General features: G+C 45.4%; 15 protein-coding genes. All 15 read left to right on the forward strand.

Annotated features, from left to right (window positions below):
• The first annotated feature begins 122 nt into the window (after positions 1 to 122).
• The 15 genes from E5329_RS02090 (at position 123) to E5329_RS02155 (ending at position 17,920) form a co-directional block, all read left to right on the forward strand.
• Complete coding sequence (locus tag E5329_RS02090; protein ID WP_135987928.1) at positions 123 to 3,872, forward strand: Ig-like domain-containing protein; 3,750 nt, start codon at positions 123 to 125, stop codon at positions 3,870 to 3,872.
• A 645-nt stretch (positions 3,873 to 4,517) separates the two neighbouring features.
• Positions 4,518 to 5,573 (forward strand): D-alanine--D-serine ligase VanG, encoded by a 1,056-nt coding sequence (gene vanG / locus E5329_RS02095; protein ID WP_330571903.1) that lies wholly within the window; start codon positions 4,518 to 4,520, stop codon positions 5,571 to 5,573.
• An 11-nt stretch (positions 5,574 to 5,584) separates the two neighbouring features.
• On the forward strand, positions 5,585 to 6,517 hold the full coding sequence (locus E5329_RS02100; protein ID WP_275442923.1) for a D-alanyl-D-alanine carboxypeptidase family protein: 933 nt from the start codon (positions 5,585 to 5,587) through the stop codon (positions 6,515 to 6,517).
• A 33-nt stretch (positions 6,518 to 6,550) separates the two neighbouring features.
• The gene (locus E5329_RS02105) at positions 6,551 to 7,585 is read left to right on the forward strand and encodes an acyltransferase family protein (RefSeq protein WP_168356484.1); all 1,035 of its coding nucleotides are present in this window, start codon (positions 6,551 to 6,553) and stop codon (positions 7,583 to 7,585) included.
• A gap of 10 nt (positions 7,586 to 7,595) precedes the next feature.
• Entirely contained in the window at positions 7,596 to 8,714 is a 1,119-nt protein-coding gene (gene vanT / locus E5329_RS02110; protein WP_135987931.1) for a serine racemase VanT catalytic subunit, read from the forward strand.
• Between the two features lie 133 nt (positions 8,715 to 8,847).
• Complete coding sequence (gene mutY, locus E5329_RS02115; protein ID WP_135987932.1) at positions 8,848 to 9,939, forward strand: A/G-specific adenine glycosylase; 1,092 nt, start codon at positions 8,848 to 8,850, stop codon at positions 9,937 to 9,939.
• Positions 9,940 to 10,434: 495 nt separating this feature from the next.
• Positions 10,435 to 11,451, forward strand: coding sequence for a glycosyltransferase family 2 protein (locus E5329_RS02120; RefSeq protein ID WP_135987933.1), 1,017 nt, complete (start codon positions 10,435 to 10,437; stop codon positions 11,449 to 11,451).
• Positions 11,452 to 11,679: 228 nt separating this feature from the next.
• A complete protein-coding gene (thiS, locus tag E5329_RS02125; RefSeq protein WP_135987934.1) occupies positions 11,680 to 11,874 on the forward strand; it encodes a sulfur carrier protein ThiS in 195 nt (64 codons plus the stop codon).
• The gene (thiF, locus tag E5329_RS02130) at positions 11,874 to 12,608 is read left to right on the forward strand and encodes a sulfur carrier protein ThiS adenylyltransferase ThiF (RefSeq protein ID WP_135987935.1); all 735 of its coding nucleotides are present in this window, start codon (positions 11,874 to 11,876) and stop codon (positions 12,606 to 12,608) included. Before thiS ends, thiF begins: the two co-directional genes overlap by 1 nt.
• Before the next feature lie 22 nt (positions 12,609 to 12,630).
• Positions 12,631 to 13,431: a thiazole synthase gene (locus E5329_RS02135; protein ID WP_135987936.1), complete on the forward strand. Its 801-nt coding sequence runs from the start codon at positions 12,631 to 12,633 to the stop codon at positions 13,429 to 13,431.
• A gap of 77 nt (positions 13,432 to 13,508) precedes the next feature.
• Positions 13,509 to 14,723, forward strand: a complete 1,215-nt coding sequence (gene thiH, locus E5329_RS02140; protein WP_135987937.1) for a 2-iminoacetate synthase ThiH — start codon at positions 13,509 to 13,511, stop codon at positions 14,721 to 14,723.
• On the forward strand, positions 14,704 to 15,426 hold the full coding sequence (locus E5329_RS02145; RefSeq protein WP_135987938.1) for a thiamine phosphate synthase: 723 nt from the start codon (positions 14,704 to 14,706) through the stop codon (positions 15,424 to 15,426). Before thiH ends, E5329_RS02145 begins: the two co-directional genes overlap by 20 nt.
• Before the next feature lie 202 nt (positions 15,427 to 15,628).
• A complete protein-coding gene (locus tag E5329_RS30355) occupies positions 15,629 to 15,754 on the forward strand; it encodes a hypothetical protein (RefSeq protein ID WP_275442928.1) in 126 nt (41 codons plus the stop codon).
• A gap of 144 nt (positions 15,755 to 15,898) precedes the next feature.
• Positions 15,899 to 16,546 (forward strand): TlpA family protein disulfide reductase, encoded by a 648-nt coding sequence (locus E5329_RS02150; RefSeq protein WP_135987939.1) that lies wholly within the window; start codon positions 15,899 to 15,901, stop codon positions 16,544 to 16,546.
• Positions 16,547 to 16,897: 351 nt separating this feature from the next.
• The gene (locus E5329_RS02155; RefSeq protein WP_135988032.1) at positions 16,898 to 17,920 is read left to right on the forward strand and encodes a glycosyltransferase family 2 protein; all 1,023 of its coding nucleotides are present in this window, start codon (positions 16,898 to 16,900) and stop codon (positions 17,918 to 17,920) included.
• Positions 17,921 to 17,941: the final 21 nt, after the last annotated feature.

The following is a 17,941-nucleotide window of genomic DNA, read 5'->3' on the forward strand; positions in this document are numbered from 1 at the left end:
AATATAATAATTGCATATTCCTGAATATTTCAAATTAATTTGCTGCAGAGAAATCATTGTCTGTACAAACTGGAAGACTTTTAGGACGCTGCAGTTATAATCTTTCAAAAAGGAGAAAATTTATGAAGAAATGGAGAAAGGCACTTTTGCTGCTGTTGCTGGTATGTCTGACCGCAGGCCAGTGCATCACAGCCCAGGCAGCCAAAAAATCATCCCCCAAGTATAAGGTGACAATGAATAAGTCGGTTTATACAATGAAAAAGGGAAAGTCCGTACAGTTAAAAGCGTCGAAGAATAAAGCGGCGAAGAAGAAAAAGGTAGTATGGACCAGCAGCAACAAGAAGGTTGCGACAGTTTCCTCAAAGGGAAAGGTAAAGGCGAAAAAGAATGGAAAGACTACCATTACGGCTAAACTTGCAGGAACAAAAATAAAAACCACCTGCAAGATTGTAGTGGGAAAGCCTGTGACCAGCGTGAAATTAAATAAGAAATCCGTGGAATTGGAAGAGGGCGGAAAGCTTACGCTGAAAGCTACGGTGTCGCCCAAAAAGCCCACCAATAAAAAAGTTATCTACAAATCTTCCAAGAAATCTGTGGTTACGGTAAATTCCAAAGGAGAACTCAAGGCAGTAAAAGCCGGAAATGCGAAAATTACAGTGACAGCAGCAGACGGAACGGGAAAATCTGCAACCTGCAAAGTGACGGTAAAGAGAAAAAAAGTAGTTACGCCGCCATCAGATCCTGATATTGCAGTAGGAAGCGTTGCTTTGAATGAGACAAGCTTAAGCCTGCTGCCAGGTGAATCGAAAAAATTGTCAGCAACTGTAAAGCCTGACAATGCAACCAACAAGACAATTACCTGGAAATCCTCTGCACCAGCTGTTGTAACAGTAAGCAATGACGGAACCATTAAGGCAGTGGGAGAAGGGACAGCGAATATAACCGCGTCCGCTTCCAACGGCAAAAGCGCAGCCTGTAGCGTAAAGGTTGCCTATAAAGGCGATGTCACCAATCAGACAGAGCTTAATCAGGCTCTTTCCAGCAAAATGGTAAGCAGTATTGTATATACTTCAAACGCTGCCGGGCAAATTGTAATTCCGGAAGGAGATTACAGCAGCAAGACTTTGGAGATCAATGCGCCAAATGCAGATGTGGACAATAACGGCAAATTCAAGCAAGTGACAATAAACGCCATTGCACAGAATACATATGTGGAAAATTCCCTGAATGTGGTGTATTTCAATGCGTCAAAAGGCCGGATTGTAGTGGGCAGGAACGGAAGCGCAACCATCAATCTGAGCAACAGCGGAAACCAGCAGTTTACGCTGGAAAATAATGGATATGTGAAAGATTTAAATGTTCCTGGAAGAAATACCGCATTGAATATTAAGGGAACAGAGTATGTGAATGTTACGCTGGGCGCCCAGGCAGCGGACTCATCCATAGTAGCAGAAACAGAGCTGCGGATTATGGCAAGCGTATCCTGGGATATGACAATCCTGCCGGGCGGGGAGCATACCAGGGCAAACATTGATAATAAATCCTGCATGCCCTCCATCTGGGGCCTGGGATGTATTTCCGTGACAATTATTTCGGACAATGATGTTGTGAATATTCCCGCCGAAATGAAAGAGGATCTGGGCATTAGCCAGAAAGTGAATGTATCAGGCAACGTCAATGAGTATAATTTGAAAGAACCAGAGCCAGAGAATCCAGACATAGTAACTCCAGAAGAGGCAGAAAGGGCGTCTGAAAGTGAAAGCACTGGAGAAAAACAGGCGGTAGAGGAAGCTTCTGCAAATGCAAAAATATATTTGCTGCCTTATTCCAATGGAAACCGCGGCATAAATGAAGAAAATTACAAAACCTTTCTTCAGGGAATTGAAAGCTCCGCTGTCACAGACGGTATGGGAAGCTTTCGGATAGAAAACGCCACAGTTGGAAATTACTGGCTGATTGCAGAGAAAGAGGGCTATCAGGCAAATGTTAAGAATGTTGTAATCACCAGCAACCAGGCAGAAGGATATGCATGCGGCACAACCATCCTTCTAAGCAATGAACTTGCAGCGCGCGAACCTGCGCCTTCCATTACAGGGTTGGTAAGGATTGGCTTGACTGCACAGCCGGTATCCGCCGGATTCCAGGTAAAATTAAGAAAAGGCGCCGGCAATGTATTAGGCGAAGCTTTTATGACAACTGAAACGGATGCAGAAGGAAAGTATCAGTTTAACAACGTTCCGGCAGGAATTTATACGGTAGAAGTATTAGATCTGCGGCAAAATCTAACCGGAGGCGAAGAGCGGTATAATTCTTCCAGCGTTGATATTGTAGTGGCCTATCCGTATCTTATCACATTGCCTGAATGCGTAGTGGACCAGAAGATGGAAACGGTTACCGGCCGGGGCCGGGTGCAGTTTACCTTAACCTGGGGAACGGAAGCCTCCGGAGCCAGCGCGGATATTGATTCTCATTTGGTAGGGCCAAGGGCGGACGGCGATGGAGAATTCCATGTGTATTACGGTGATGAAAGTTATTATGCCAATGGAAAGAAAATGGCGGATTTAGACGTAGATGACACAGATTATGAAGGGCCGGAGCATACCACCATCTATGAAGAAACAGATGGGGTTTACCGGTTCTATATCCACAATTTCTCACAAAGAGAAACAGTGGATTCAGAAATGTTTGGAAAATCATCCATAAGGGTACGGGTGACTATTGGTTCAAACTCTTATGTATACCATTGTCCCAACCAAAAAGGAAATCTGTGGTATGTGTGCGATTATGATTCCAGAACCCATACGATTATTCCCAAAAACATCGTGAGCAATTTTATAGGTAATACAGGGGATATCGGCCTTTCCGAAGAGGAATTGAACGCTAAATATCTGGAGAGGAAGAAATCAGAGGCGTTAGAAAACGCCGCGTCAGTAAAGAGATATTTATTGAGATTCTCTGATAATGCAGCAAAAACGGAAGTTGCTGCACAGATTGCAGCATTGGAAAGCCAGGTGGAGTCTGCAGCGAATTTGGATGCCATAGGAGCTGTAATAAATGGATTGCAGCAGATTCAGAAAACGCTGAACAATGCAATAAGCTCTTTCTACCTGAAAGCGGACAATTTAATAGAGTATTCCAGGGATGTTGTTAATGAATATGACGAAGACGATAATCTTACCAGAGTGCGTTCTGTTATGCGGTGCAGCCTTAACTTTGGGGAAGAGCTGGCAAATCCCAGTGTTGAAGCTTATGAAGGCTCAACAGCAGTGTTAGAAGCCACAGCCGAAACAGAATATGCTTATGTGATTCATGTCACAGACACTGCAACAGGACTTGTCTGCGACGTATGGGTACAGATATTGGCAAATCAGGCACAGGTAGAATTGTCGAACCTGGCGCAGAATTGCAGCAATTGGATGAGTCTGTTTGTAGAAAATTCGGAAATTACGGCAGATAAAGCTGCTGTAGATGGTATTATAACCAACTTAGATCAGATAACAAATACAGAAAGTTATCAAACAGCAAGTGGCAGCCTTTATGAAATTCTGTATAAATACCAGGAACTTTCCAATGCATTCAGCATTGATACAGTTACTGCAGACGCAGGGCTCGAAGACTGGTGGACGACACAGGAAATCGTATATGATGAAAGCGAAGAGAATGAAATCGGAAAGCGTGCGGTTCTTAGGATTGAACGGAATGAAGATGTGACAGAGGAAGAGATTTTGTCCAAATTAAGCTTTGTTTTTGAAGATACGTCTATTACAGCCGAAATCACAGACAGTGATGCAGAGGGATATGCGAAGTTAATCAAAGCGACCAATGCAGATGGCGTTGTGAAGAAAATTTATATCAAAGTTACTGTATGGTAAGCATACATAAAAAATGAAAGTGAAACCCCTGTTTTGTATCGTTGATATGCAAAGCAGGGGTTTTGTTTTCATTTTTCCGATTACTGTAAATCATATGCTGTCTTTTGATGGCAAGTTGTTTTCATGCAGCTTCGTCATTTGTTGCAGCTTCAATTCTTTTTAAAATAGAGAGCTGCTCAAGTAAGTTGCAATTAATTTCTCATGTACAAAATGCTTTTTCTGGGATATACTAAAGAAAAATACTGGGCAGCAGGAAAATAAAATTTACGAAAGGACATATTGCTGCAATGCCCAAAGAAGGAAAGTATATATTGTGGGATGCTAATCATTTCCCGATAGCTTTCATGCAAGGAGGCAGAACATATCAAACAACTGGAAAACGCTGGGAATAATTGCATGGAGGAATTGGCTTTTTCCGCCTGCGGCCTTCAGAAAAACATGAAAAAGACTTAATCTTTTCTTAGGAAAGAAACAACAGAATATTAAGACAAGAGCCCCGCCTGTTTCGTAGAATTAATTTATGAAACAGGCGGGACTTTTCATACCTGCGAGCTAAATGACAATTTTGTCACAGGAAAGTCACTGGCTTGTCATTTCCCGAGGGTAAGATAAAGAAAAATACAAAAGGAGAAATAAGTTATGGAAATGAAAAACAGAAAGAAAATAGCGGTTTTATTTGGAGGGTGCTCCAGTGAATATGAAGTTTCCCTTCAATCAGCATATGCAGTCATTACCCACATTGACACGGAACAATATGAGCTTGTTCTCATTGGAATAACGAAAACAGGAAAATGGTATCTGTATCAGGGAGATCCGGTCAATATTCAGGGAGACAGCTGGTACAATGAGGAGGAATGTATTCCTGCCGTTGTTTCTCCTGATAAGGAGCTGCACGGAATTCTTTTGATGAAGGGGCGGGAAACGGAAGAGATTTCCTTAGACGGCGCGCTGCCCATTCTGCATGGAAGAAACGGGGAGGACGGAACGGTGCAGGGAGCGCTGGAGCTGGCGGAGATTCCTGTAATTGGATGCGGCACAATGAGTTCTGCTGTTTGTATGGATAAAGAAATGGCCCACCGGCTGGCAGGGGAACAGGGAGTAAAGGTTCCCAGGTCTTACACAATTCCCAGAGAAGATTTGAATCTGATGGACATAAAAATCAAAGGAAGAGAACTGGGATATCCCCTGTTTGTTAAGCCTCTGCGGGCAGGCTCATCCTTTGGAATTACCAGAGTGGAAAAAGCCGAGGATTTGCGCCTGGCAGTGGAACATGCCTTTGAATATGATTCTTCTGTGATTTTAGAGGAAATGATAGCAGGATTTGAGGTGGGCTGCGCCGTGCTTGGAACGAAAGAATTGATGACAGGCGCAGTGGATGAAATCGAATTGTCGGAAGGTTTTTTTGACTATACGGAGAAATACACGTTAAAAACCTCAAAAATACATGTGCCTGCCCGGATTTCCCCTGAGAAAGCAAAAGAGATCCAGGAGACGGCAAAAATCATTTACAGGGGGCTTGGATGCAATTATTTTGCAAGGGTGGATATGTTTTTAACGCCCTCAGGGGAGATTTATTTTAATGAAGTCAACACGATTCCCGGCTTCACCTCCCACAGCCGTTATCCCAATATGATGAAAGCAGCAGGAGTTTCTTTTGAAGAGCTGTTATCACGTTTGTTGGAATTATCTGGAAGGGACTAGGAGGAAACATTATGGAACATACCATGCTGGCGGAAAAAGAAAAAAGGAATGTGTTTTTGTACAGAAGCAGTTCAGACGGTATACTGCTCAAGGAAGAACAGATTTATCAGGGCAATCTTGTACTGGTAAATCAAAAGCATCCGGTAAGATACCGGCTTTCCAGGGAAGAGCTGTGCTCTGTATTTCCCAAACAGCCGGAAATTCTGATGGAAAAGAAAAGCGCAAAAATGCTGCAGCTGCTGTTGAAAGAAATTACGGGAGATACAGAACAGGCCTGGGAATCTTTCAGGCGCCGGGCGCAGACGGCAGTAGAAAGAGAAAGCCAAATACATCAGAAACCTGGGGAAATTGCAGGAGTCAGCGGATACCGCACAAAGAAAGAACAGAAAGAGATTTTTGAAAATTCCCTGATGGAAAACGGCAGGGAATTTACAGAAACATATGTGGCGTTTCCGGATCACAGCGAGCACCAGACAGGACTTGCCATGGATTTGGCAGAGAATCGGCCGGAGATTGATTTTATCAGGCCGGAATTTCCCAGATATGGAATCTGCCAGAGATTCCGGGAGCGGGCGTCTGCCTATGGCTTTGTGGAACGTTACAAAACGGAGAAGCAGAAAATTACGGGAATCGGCTCAGAACCCTGGCATTTTAGGTATGTGGGAACCCCTCATGCAAAGATCATGGAAAAAACAGGGCTGGCATTGGAGGAATATATTCAGTGGCTGAAACAGTTTGACTTGACAGTGCATCCCCTGACCTGGAAACAGTACCGAATCGGATATGTAAGGGCGCGGGGCGCTGTTACGGAATGGAAGGGACTCACTGCTTTGCAAAAAACGGGAGAACACAGCCTTTCGGGCATTGGGGCAGAAGCAGAACTGCAGACAGTAATTTCCGGAAACAATGCAGATGGATTTATCATCACCATCGCCGCTTTATGAGACAGAATGATTTTCAGCGCAAAGGGAGGGACCATGAGACGAATAAAAAATTACGGCGCAATTGATCAGTTCCGGCTGATTGCTGCATGTTTGATTGTGGCTATTCACACGTCGCCCCTGCAGTCTTTCAGTGAAACTGCAGATTTTCTTGTAACGTATTGCATTGGAAGGGTTGCAGTGCCTTTTTTCCTGATGGTAACCGGATTTTTTGTACTGGCTCCCTATCAGAAATCTATAGGAAGAAATTCACGTCAGGCGGAGCAGGCATCGTTAAAATTAGGGAAATTTCTGAAAAAAACGGCTCTTTTGTACGGCGCGGCAACTTGCCTGTATCTGCCTGTAAAAATTTATGCCAAACAGTGGAACATTGGCCTGGGAGGATGGCTGAAGGAAATCTTTTTTGACGGAACATTTTACCATCTCTGGTATCTGCCGGCTGTGCTTTTGGGGTGTCTGCTGTTGGCCGGATGCATGCGGCTTCTAAGCCCAATGGCCATATCCTTGGTTACTTTTCTTCTGTATTTGATTGGGACGGCGGGAGACAGTTATTATCAGCTGATCAGCCAGGTTCCGGTTCTGAAAATGATTTACCAGGGAATTTTCTGCATTAGTTCCTATACCAGAAACGGAATCTTTTTTGCGCCGTTATTTCTGTGGATGGGAGTGCTTTTGGCCAATGGGAAGGTGGAAATGGAAACGCAGAAAGCGGCTGTTGGGCTTGCCGTTTCCATGGCGGGAATGTTAGCGGAAGGATATTTGACCTTTGCTATGGAGTGGCAGAAGCATAACAGCATGTATTTGATGCTGATTCCAGTGATGTTTTTCCTGTTTGAGCTGCTGCTTGGGCTGGAAGGCGTATCTGCAGAGATTGTGCGGGATTTGTCTATGTGCGTGTATATCATTCATCCCATCAGCATTATTCTGGTGCGGGGCATGGCAGGCGCAGTGAAGATGACGGATTTGATGGTGAAGCAGTCACTGGTGCATTATCTTTTGGTTTGTCTGGTAACGCTGGTTCTCTCCTTTTGCACAGCAGAAGGAATGCGATTTGTGAAAAACAGAACATAGAGGTGTGATTATGTATCAAAAAGGACGGGCATGGATTGAACTTAATATGGAGCATTTAAAACATAATATGGAACAGTTCCGCGCTCTGCTTCCGCCGGACTGTGCTTTGATGCCGGCAGTGAAGGCCAATGCGTACGGCCATGGGGCAGTTCTGGTGTCAAAGGCGCTGCAGAAGCAGGGAGTGAAGAGCTTCTGCGTTGCTTCTGCAGCAGAAGGGGCAGAACTTCGCAAAAGCGGAATTGACGGAGAAATCCTGGTGCTGGCCTATACCCACCCAGAGCAGTTTGGCGATTTGATAGAATATGATTTAACTCAAACCGTGGTAGACGGAAATTATGCACAGGAACTGAAGCGTGACGGCAGAAGATTCACGGTTCATGTCGGAATTGACACAGGCATGCACCGTCTGGGGGAACGCTGGGATAATCTGGAGGAAATTGTAAAAATATTCCGGATTCCCAATTTGAATGTAACGGGCGTATATTCCCATCTGTGTGTGTCAGACGGAAAGGACTCGAAAGAAAAGGCGTATACCTTAGAGCAGATCCATCATTTTGAATACGTGGTGGAAGAGCTTCACAGGAGAGGAATTGACGGATTTAAATGCCACTTGCAGGGAAGCTATGGGATTTTAAATTATTCCGAGCTGTGTTTTGATTACGCCAGGGCCGGTATTGCACTGTATGGGATTTTAAGTGAGAAAAATGACAGGGTCAATGCATCGGTGGATTTAAAACCAGTGCTTTCCTTAAAAGCAAGGCTGGAAAGCGTGAGAATGCTGTATCAGGGGGAAAGCGCAGGATACGGGCTGACTTACAGCGCCGGGAAAACTCAGAAAATCGGCGTATTGTCCATTGGCTATGCTGACGGCATTCCCCGCAATTTATCCAATCGGGGCCAGGTGCTTTGCAATGGCAAGGCGGCTCCGGTAATTGGCCGTATCTGCATGGATCAGATGCTGGTGGATCTCAGCGGCGTTGAACAGGCGGCGCCGGGAGATGAAGCCGTGCTGATTGGAACATCTGGGGAACTGGAAATCCGAGCGGAGGATATGGCGGGGTGGGCAGGAACTATCAGCAATGAGATTTTAAGCCGAATGGGAGAACGGCTGGAGCGTGTTGCAGTGTAACATGCAATTGTGACTTGAAAAAATTCATGTTCTGATCTAAGATGAAAGCGTGCTTGAAAAATGTACTTTTCTAGTACGCTTTCATACTGCAGCCAACAATTTATGATAGAATAATGCCGAATCGAGGGACCTTATGATAAAGAACTTTCCATTAGAACAAACCGTGAAGCCGTTGCTGGAATGGTTTCAGAACAATGCAAGAACCCTGCCCTGGCGGGAAAATCCAACTCCCTACCATGTCTGGGTATCAGAAATTATGCTTCAGCAGACCAGGGTTGAAGCAGTGAAACCGTATTTTGAACGCTTTATCAAAGCGCTGCCAGAGATATCTTCCCTGGCGGAATGTGAGGAAGAAAGGCTGCTGAAGTTATGGGAAGGCTTAGGCTATTACAACCGGGCGCGGAATATGCAGGAGGCAGCCAGAACAGTGATAAAAGAGCATGGCGGACAATTGCCGGCAGATTATGAGAAGCTGTTAAAGTTAAAGGGCGTCGGCCATTATACGGCAGGAGCCATTGCCTCCATTGCTTATGGGATTCCGGTTCCGGCTGTGGACGGGAATGTACTGCGGGTCATTACCAGAGTGTCTGCAGATGATTCCGACATTATGAAGCAGTCTTTCCGCACAAAGGTGGAAGGCGCCCTGCAGGCAATCATACCAAAAGATCAGGCCAGCCCCTTCAACCAGGCATTGATGGAGCTGGGGGCTACGGTCTGTCTGCCAGGCGGTGCGCCTCAGTGTGACAAGTGCCCCTGGCAGGATTTTTGTGAAGCATACAGGCAGGATCTTTGGAGTGAAATTCCGGTAAAAAGCAAAGCCAAGCCCAGAAAGATTGAAGAAAAGACGGTGTTTATCATACAGGATGAAGAAAAAATCGTCCTTCGCAAAAGGCCTTCCCGAGGGCTTTTGGCAGGTCTGTATGAATTTCCCAATATCAGCGGCCATCTGTCTGAAGAGGAAGCCCTTCTCTGGCTGAAGGAACAGAATTTATCCCCCATCCGCATCCGGAAATTAGAACCGGCAAAGCATATTTTTTCCCATGTGGAATGGCATATGACAGGATATGTGATCCGTGTGGACGAGCTTGCGGAACAGAAGGGGAATATGATGTTTGTGGAACAGGCGGAGTCGGAGGAGCGCTATCCTATTCCGGCGGCTTTTGGCGCATATACAAAATATATAAACATCCGCCTTGGAAATGAGAAATTTTCGGGTGGTTCATAAACGGGCATGCTGTATGTGGATATGGAGGGCAATTTGGAAGTGTTCACCGCAGTGGAGGAACATTTGATATGCCGGAAAGGTATGAAAGTATGGAATGGTTTGCCTGTGTTGTCGGCTGAGAAGAAAAGAGGAGCCGGTGCGTTAGCTGCACCGGCTTTCATATGAAAAAGATTTATATAAAAAAGTGAGGATACACTATGTTATCGGGAGGACCTTGCCCTGGCGGGCAAGGCTATGAAAAAGATATTCATTTTATGAAAGAAGTAATGTTTTTCTTCTATGGTTGTTAGTATAGACGTAAAATGTGACTTCGGTGTGTTCATAATATGAGAATTGTGTAAAGAATATATGAACAAATTTATTTCCTGTAAGGTTTTTGTATGGAAGATATTTATAAAAATATTAATAGAAAAAATTTTGATTCTCGGAATAAATTGTGTATAATAAGAAAGTATCGTTTTAGAACAGTGAATGCAAGGACAAAGGAGAAGAGGAATGAAATTACTATCTGTTGCAATTCCAAGCTATAATTCAGAAGATTATTTGGAGCATTGTATAGAATCTCTGCTGGCGGGCGGGGAGGATGTGGAGATTATTGTGGTAGACGACGGTTCAAAGGATCGGACGGCACAAATTGCAGACGCCTATGCTGAGAAATATCCTGCCATTGTGAAAGCCATTCATCAGGAGAACGGAGGACACGGGGAAGCGGTGAATACCGGAATCCGCAACGCTACGGGACTGTATTTCAAAGTAGTGGACAGTGACGACTGGGTAGATGGGGAAGCATATCAGAAAATCCTTTCCACTTTGCGGGAGCTGTCCGGCGGAAAAACCGTTCTGGATATGTTAATCAGCAATTTTGTCTATGAAAAAGAAGGTGCAAAGCGCAAAAAAGTAATGAAATATACAGGAACATTGCCGGAAGGCAGGGTTTTTGGATGGAACGATGCAAAGCATTTCCGCAAGGGGCAGTATATCCTGATGCATTCTGTGATTTACCGTACCCAACTGCTGCGGGAATGCGGACTGGAGCTGCCGAAGCATACTTTTTATGTGGATAATCTCTTTGTGTATGTGCCCCTGCCTTACGTTAAGAATATGTATTATCTGAATGTGGATTTCTACCGCTATTATATTGGAAGGGACGATCAGTCTGTCAATGAAAAGGTAATGATTCAGAGAATCGATCAGCAGATTAAAGTAAATAAAATCATGGTGGAAACGGTGGATTTGTGGAAGCTTCCCAACCGCAGGCTGCGGAAATATATGTTCAATTATCTGGAAATTATAACCGTTGTTTCTACAATTATGCTGATCCGTTCCGGCACGAAGGAGAATCTTGAGAAGAAGAGAGAGCTTTGGAAATATCTGAAAAATTATGATATCCGGCTGTTCTGGCATCTCAGGAACGGAATTATGGGGCAGGCTATGAACCTGCCGGGAAAGGGCGGAAGGAAGATTTCGGTTGCCGCTTATAAGATATCTCAGAAAGTGGTTGGTTTTAATTAAAATAGCTGTAAGATGCGAAAGAGCTGTGATCTCTTGACAGCTGAAACAATATGACTTATAATTTCAGGCAGAGTGTTGGAAAAGTTTCAGGACAAGACCACACGAAGGGGTACACCACCGCGGGTGTAATTCCTTTGTGGCGGTCTTTTTTTGTTCAATTGGAAAAGGCAGTGACCCATGTCGCTGCGCAGCCGCACTCGGCCCATAAAGAAGTTCAGGAGGAATGGAATGACATTGAATGGAGTGGAAAAAGAAGTGCCTGGTAAGATTTCCCTGTTAGAATTACTGCAGCAGGAGGGATTTCAGACAGAAAGAATTGCAGTAGAAAAAAACGGTGAAATTATACCCAAAGCCGCTTACGAAGCAACCTGGATCAGTGAAACAGATAAGCTGGAAGTAGTGAGTTTTGTGGGAGGGGGCTGATGGGAAGAGAAAAATTGTTCTGTGAGTACGCTAAAACCAAAGCAGCAAGCGGGCAGGGGACGTCCCCGGAGCCCGAAGCGGCTTTGGAATCTGAAAAGAAACACATCAGCCGCCGGCAGCTAAAGGAAGCGCTGCTGGAACGGTATACCCCGGAAATGTATGAGAAAATTTCTGGCGGCTCTGCGGCAATTGCAGGCCTAGGAGGCCTGGGTTCCCAGATTGCCGTGATGCTGACAAGAGCAGGCGTGGGAAAATTATTTCTGGTGGATTTTGACCGGATAGAGCTTACCAATCTGAACCGGCAGGCTTATGATCTTACCCATCTGGGCCGGGAGAAAACAGAAGCGCTGACGGAGATTTTAAAAAAAATTAATCCCTATCTGGAAGTGACAGCAGTCAGGGAAAAGGTGACGGCAGAGAATGCGGGAAGATTATTTCAGGGATACCCGATCCTCTGTGAAGCATTTGACAAACCGGGACAGAAAGCAATGCTGGTGAATGCGGTCTTAGAGCAATGTCCTCATACAGTGGTGATTTCCGGAAACGGTATGGCGGGATGTTCCTCGGCAAATACCATTGTCACCCAGAGGAAAATGAAGCGGTTATATCTTTGCGGCGACGGAGAAACAGATCTGGCCTCCGGCGTCTGCCTGATGCCTTCACGGGTGATGGTGTGTGCAGCCCATCAGGCAAACATGGCGATCCGGCTGATGCTGGGGGAAACGTCCGGATGACAGAAGAAAGGAATAAGAAAAAATGGGAGAAGAGAAAAGCACATGGAATAATCAAAAGGAAGACAAGTTGATTTTGGGAGGTCAGGAATTTACCTCAAGATTTATTTTAGGTTCTGGAAAATATAACGTGGAGCTGATTCGGGCAGCTATTGAGCAGGCCGGGGCAGAGATTATCACATTAGCAGTGCGCCGGGCCAACTCTGACGGAGCAGGGAATATTCTGGATTTTATTCCAGAGGGAGTGACCCTTTTGCCCAACACCTCTGGAGCCAGAACTGCCGAAGAAGCAGTGCGGATTGCAAGGCTTTCCAGAGAGCTTGGATGCGGAAATTTTGTAAAAGTGGAAATTATGCGGGATTCCAAATATTTGCTTCCGGATAATCAGGAAACGGTAAAGGCAACGGAATTACTGGCAAAGGAAGGCTTTTCCGTGCTTCCATATATGTATCCTGATTTGAACATTGCAAGGGATCTGGTGCAGGCAGGAGCGGCGGCAGTGATGCCTTTGGCTGCGCCCATTGGTTCCAATAAGGGGCTTGCCGCCAGGGAATTTATTCAGATTCTGATTGATGAAATCGATCTGCCGATTATTGTGGATGCAGGAATCGGCAGGCCCTCCCAGGCTTGTGAGGCAATGGAAATGGGAGCGGCGGCAGTGATGGCAAATACGGCAATTGCCACAGCAGGGAAGATTCCTCTGATGGCCCAGGCGTTTCGCAAGGCAATTGAGGCGGGGCGGGAAGCTTATCGCTCCGGCCTGGGAAGAGTGCGGGAAACAGGCGGGGAAGCGTCCTCGCCGATGACAGGATTTTTGCGGGACTGACGAAGGCTGCGTATGTCATTGTTTTTGCTGTAAATTTCGTTTAGCAGAGAAAATTTATTTCAGAATGGAGAAATCATATGGAAGAAAATCAGAGGAAAAGAACCAGCTGCATGGAATATAAGGACGGGATGGAACAGATTAATTCAGATATTTTGGATAAAGTGCTGGCGGCAAGAGAAGCGTATCAGCCCCGGCGTTATACCGGGCAGGAGGTGAAAAACGCCTTACAGGCAGAACGCAGGACCATAGAGGATTTTGCCGCACTATTGTCTCCGGCTGCAGAGCCGTTTCTGGAGGAAATGGCGGGAAAAGCAAAGGAGGAGACCCAGAAGCATTTCGGCAGCTCCGTGTACCTGTTTACGCCTGTTTATATTTCTAATTACTGTGAAAACCACTGTGTATATTGCGGATTCAACTGCCAAAATCGTATTCAGAGAATGAGACTGAGCCAGGAGGAAATTGAGAAAGAAATGGCGGCAATCGCCGAAGACGGGCTGGAGGAAATTCTGATACTCACCGGGGAGAGCCGCAGTCAGTCCGATGTGGAATATATTGGGGAAGCCTGTAAAACCGCCCGGAAATATTTTAAAATGGTAGGTCTTGAGGTGTATCCCATGAATTCTGAGGATTACAGGCGTCTTCGGGACTGCGGGGCAGATTATGTGACGGTGTTTCAGGAAACCTATGATCCAAAACAGTACGAATTGTTGCATCCGGCAGGACAGAAACGTGTATTTCCTTATCGCTTTCATGCCCAGGAGCGGGCGCTGCTTGGGGGAATGCGCGGCGTGGCTTTTGCTGCATTGCTGGGACTGTCAGACTATCATAAGGACGCGTTTGCCACGGGACTTCATGCTTATTACATACAGCGGAAATATCCTTATGCGGAAATTTCTTTCTCCTGCCCAAGACTCCGGCCGGTTCACGCCTGGGTCGGGGAGTGTGCGCCGGCAGAACAAAAGCCGGAGGAAGATGCTGTGTGGACAGCGAAAGAAAAGGTGACGGAACGCCAGCTTTTACAGATTATGTGCGCATACCGGCTGTTTCTGCCATTTGCAGGCATGACCATTTCCACAAGGGAGCGGGCACAGTTCAGGGATCATGTGGTGGGGCTGGCGGCGACAAAAATTTCTGCAGGAGTCAGCACCGGCATCGGAAACCATTCCGGCGAGGTAGAAAGGCAGGGGGACAGCCAGTTTGAGATTGCGGATCAAAGGAATGTATCGGAGGTGCTTGCCGCCCTTCGAACACAGGGACTGCAGCCTGTGATGAATGATTATGTGTACGTTTAAGCGGATTGCCGTTTCCGATTATGGGCTCTACCGTAAGTTCCATGGAGGCGGAACTCTGGAGGAATATGCGGAATTTCTGATTGGGCTTGCCGTCCCTGAAAAAGATTGTTTGTCCAGGCAGAAGGAGCTTCCGAACAGGGCAGATGTATCTAGGCAGGAAGATATTCGGAGAAAACCAGATATTTTAATTGTCAGGGAGAAAAATCTGCCAAAGGAAGCATATCTGGAGCTGTTTGGCCGGATATGGAATGCATCTGAGAAGCAAGGAAACAATTCAGCCCTGATTATTCCCCACACCCATCTGTCAGTGGTCCGCCGGATGGGATGTTCCAGTCTGCATCTGCCCCTTTTTCTCTTGAAAAAATATCGGGAAGAACAGAGCCTTTTTCCTGATAATCATCCTTTTTTGGAAGTAAAACACATTGGCGTTTCGATTCACTCTCTGGAGGAAGCAAAAACGGCAAAACGGCTGGGAGCCGCTTACCTGACGGCAGGCCACATTTTTGCCACTGACTGTAAGCGGGGCGCGCCGCCCAGAGGAATTGCATTTCTGGAGGAAATCTGCGGCAGCGTAACGATGCCGGTGTATGCCATTGGAGGAATATGCCCGGAAAATCTTCCTGAGATTAAAAAAGCAAATGCTGCCGGGGCGTGTATGATGTCTGAATATATGAAATATTCTGTTGACACATTAGTTTATTGACGATAAACTAAAGTTAGTTTATTACCAATGAACAGGAGGCGCCTGCCTTCTGACCAATCCCAAATCAGAAAAGACGGAGCCGGCTAAGAAAGGGGAAACCGCATCGGATTGGAAAGAAACAGAGCAGAAGGATGGGACGAAAGGAACTGATACACAAGATAAGGTCAATGAAGCTAATGAGACGATTACTTCGGAAGAGAAAGTGATTCAAAAAGCTATGATTGAAACGGACATAAAAATCGACCTTCCCATTGCCTTGCCGGAAAATGATGTTTCGATGCAGGAGTGCCAGGTGAAGAAAAATGAAGAAAACTATCTGGAAATATAAATTTGCAATTATAGGGAAGGCGGTACCCGGCGAAGACGGCACAGATTCCGTGCCCAAAACAGCATTGGGAATTATTATGCATCTACCCTGAGAAAAAGTTCATGAATTATCGAAAGGAAATATGTGAAAAGGAGAAAATGGACCATGATACTTAAAAAAAGAATTAGCAGGATGTTCCTGTCCGGCTTCTTTTGTCTGGCTTTGCTTGCCGGCTGCGGCTCGGAAGGAAACAATTCTGCCGAAGAGGGAAAGAATGAAAAGGCTCCATCCGCAGAAGCGGATTCCCTTCAGGAGCCTTTGGATTCCGGGAAGCAGGAAACGATGGGGAGCATGGAAAATATCGGAGAATTTGCGATGGAGGATATTGAGGGCAATTCTTTTACCCAGGAAATGTTTGCGGATTATGATCTGACGATGGTAAATGTGTTTACAACCTGGTGTACCCCCTGTGTAAATGAAATTCCTGATCTGCAGGAGTTGTCTGAGGAAGTGAAAGAGCAGGGCGTAAATATTGTAGGAATTGTGCTGGATGCAGCGAATGGTTCTGGCAATGCAGACCCAGAAACAGTAGAACAGGCAAAGCTTCTGGCGGAAAAAACAGGAGCAGCCTATCCCTTTCTGATTCCGGACGCCGGGTATCTGGGCGGCAGGCTTGCAGGGATTAATGCGGTTCCGGAAACATTTTTTGTAGATAAAGAAGGAAATATTGTAGGTGAAACTTATTCTGGAAGCCGTTCTCTGGAAGAATGGAGAGAGATTGTGGAGAAGGAACGGGGCGAAGCGGTTCCGTAGATGGATTTGGAAGAAATTGTTTTCTGACAGTTTCACAGAACTTGAAAGAAAAAGCATATGGAAGCGCCGGACATTTTTCGTTGTGAAAAGTGTCCGGCCTTTTTAATGTAAAAATATTCCGGCATTCTAACAGAAATGTAAGATAACTGTAAGGTAAAGACAATGCAGAATTAAGGAAGATTACGTATAATGAAGAAAATTGATATACAGGAAGGTGATACAGCATAATGTTTTATCAAGCAGAGAGGTTATTTTCATTCTTAAAAAAATATTAAGAAATTTTATGAAGAAATATCAAGAATATTTTCGTTAAATAAGATAGAAGCAAAAAGCAGTAGGAGAGAAAAGATGATGAAAGACATTACATTTACGGTGCCCTGTTATAATTCAGAAGACTATATGGAGCGGTGTATTGACAGTTTGCTCAGCGGAGATGAATGTGTTGAGATTATTATTGTAGATGATGGTTCTACAGACGGCACCGGAGAAATTGCAGATAATTACGCCAGGAATTATCCGGAAATTGTCCGGGTGGTGCACCAGGAAAACGGTGGTCACGGGGCCGGAGTCAATGCAGGGCTTGCGCTGGCAGAGGGAAGATATTTCAAGGTGGTGGATTCCGACGACTGGCTGGACGAAGGGGAGCTTAAGAAACTGATCCGGAGAATCCGTCAGTGGGAAAAGAATGGTACAGAGGTAGATTTAATTATATGCAATTACATTTATGATCATTTTTATGAAAATAAAACCAAGCGGATGGGCTATAAAAATGTGTTAAGGGAAAATCAGGTCTGCGGCTGGGATGATATCCGTCATTTCCGTCCCTCCCAATATCTGGTGATGCACTCCTTGTTTTTCAGGACGGAAGTGCTGAGACAGTCAGGAGTGAAGCTGCCCAAGCATACCTTTTATGTGGATAATATTTTTGCCAACCAGCCGCTGCCTTATGTGAAGACGCTTTGTTACCTGAACCTGGATATGTACCATTATTTTCTGGGAAGGGAAGACCAGTCGGTGAATGAAAAGGTTCTGATGCAGCGGATTGATCAGCAGATCCGGGTTACTAAGCTGGTTTCCGGCTGCAGCGATTTAGAAAAGGTCAGAGAAAAACATCCCAAGCTGGCAGATTATCTGACACGGAATATTTCGATTATGATGGCGATCTCTTCGATTCATCTGCTGTTAATCGGAACGCCGGAAGCATGGGAGAAAAGGGAAATGCTTTGGAATTATGTGAAAAACCATGACAGGAAGCTGTATCAGACGCTGCGTTTCCGAACGTTAAGCGGATTTACCTTTCTTCCAGGGAAATTTGGCGCAGGGCTTACGCTGGCAGGATACAAGACAGCTCAGAAATTTTACAAATTTAATTAGAAACAATACTTACAGGAAGAA

The organism is Petralouisia muris (assembly GCF_004793545.1).
GTDB classification, from domain to species: Bacteria; Bacillota; Clostridia; order Lachnospirales; family Lachnospiraceae; genus Petralouisia; species Petralouisia muris.

Excerpts from the sequence above, each read along its gene's own strand:
- E5329_RS02090 (WP_135987928.1), top strand. The coding sequence starts at position 123 with ATGAAGAAATGGAGAAAGGCACTTTTGCTGCTGTTGCTGGTATGTCTG.
- vanG (WP_330571903.1), top strand. The coding sequence starts at position 4,518 with ATGAAAAACAGAAAGAAAATAGCGGTTTTATTTGGAGGGTGCTCCAGT.
- E5329_RS02100 (WP_275442923.1), top strand. The coding sequence starts at position 5,585 with ATGGAACATACCATGCTGGCGGAAAAAGAAAAAAGGAATGTGTTTTTG.
- E5329_RS02105 (WP_168356484.1), top strand. The coding sequence starts at position 6,551 with ATGAGACGAATAAAAAATTACGGCGCAATTGATCAGTTCCGGCTGATT.
- vanT (WP_135987931.1), top strand. The coding sequence starts at position 7,596 with ATGTATCAAAAAGGACGGGCATGGATTGAACTTAATATGGAGCATTTA.
- mutY (WP_135987932.1), top strand. The coding sequence starts at position 8,848 with ATGATAAAGAACTTTCCATTAGAACAAACCGTGAAGCCGTTGCTGGAA.
- E5329_RS02120 (WP_135987933.1), top strand. The coding sequence starts at position 10,435 with ATGAAATTACTATCTGTTGCAATTCCAAGCTATAATTCAGAAGATTAT.
- thiS (WP_135987934.1), top strand. The coding sequence starts at position 11,680 with ATGACATTGAATGGAGTGGAAAAAGAAGTGCCTGGTAAGATTTCCCTG.
- thiF (WP_135987935.1), top strand. The coding sequence starts at position 11,874 with ATGGGAAGAGAAAAATTGTTCTGTGAGTACGCTAAAACCAAAGCAGCA.
- E5329_RS02135 (WP_135987936.1), top strand. The coding sequence starts at position 12,631 with ATGGGAGAAGAGAAAAGCACATGGAATAATCAAAAGGAAGACAAGTTG.
- thiH (WP_135987937.1), top strand. The coding sequence starts at position 13,509 with ATGGAAGAAAATCAGAGGAAAAGAACCAGCTGCATGGAATATAAGGAC.
- E5329_RS02145 (WP_135987938.1), top strand. The coding sequence starts at position 14,704 with ATGATTATGTGTACGTTTAAGCGGATTGCCGTTTCCGATTATGGGCTC.
- E5329_RS02150 (WP_135987939.1), top strand. The coding sequence starts at position 15,899 with ATGATACTTAAAAAAAGAATTAGCAGGATGTTCCTGTCCGGCTTCTTT.
- E5329_RS02155 (WP_135988032.1), top strand. The coding sequence starts at position 16,898 with ATGAAAGACATTACATTTACGGTGCCCTGTTATAATTCAGAAGACTAT.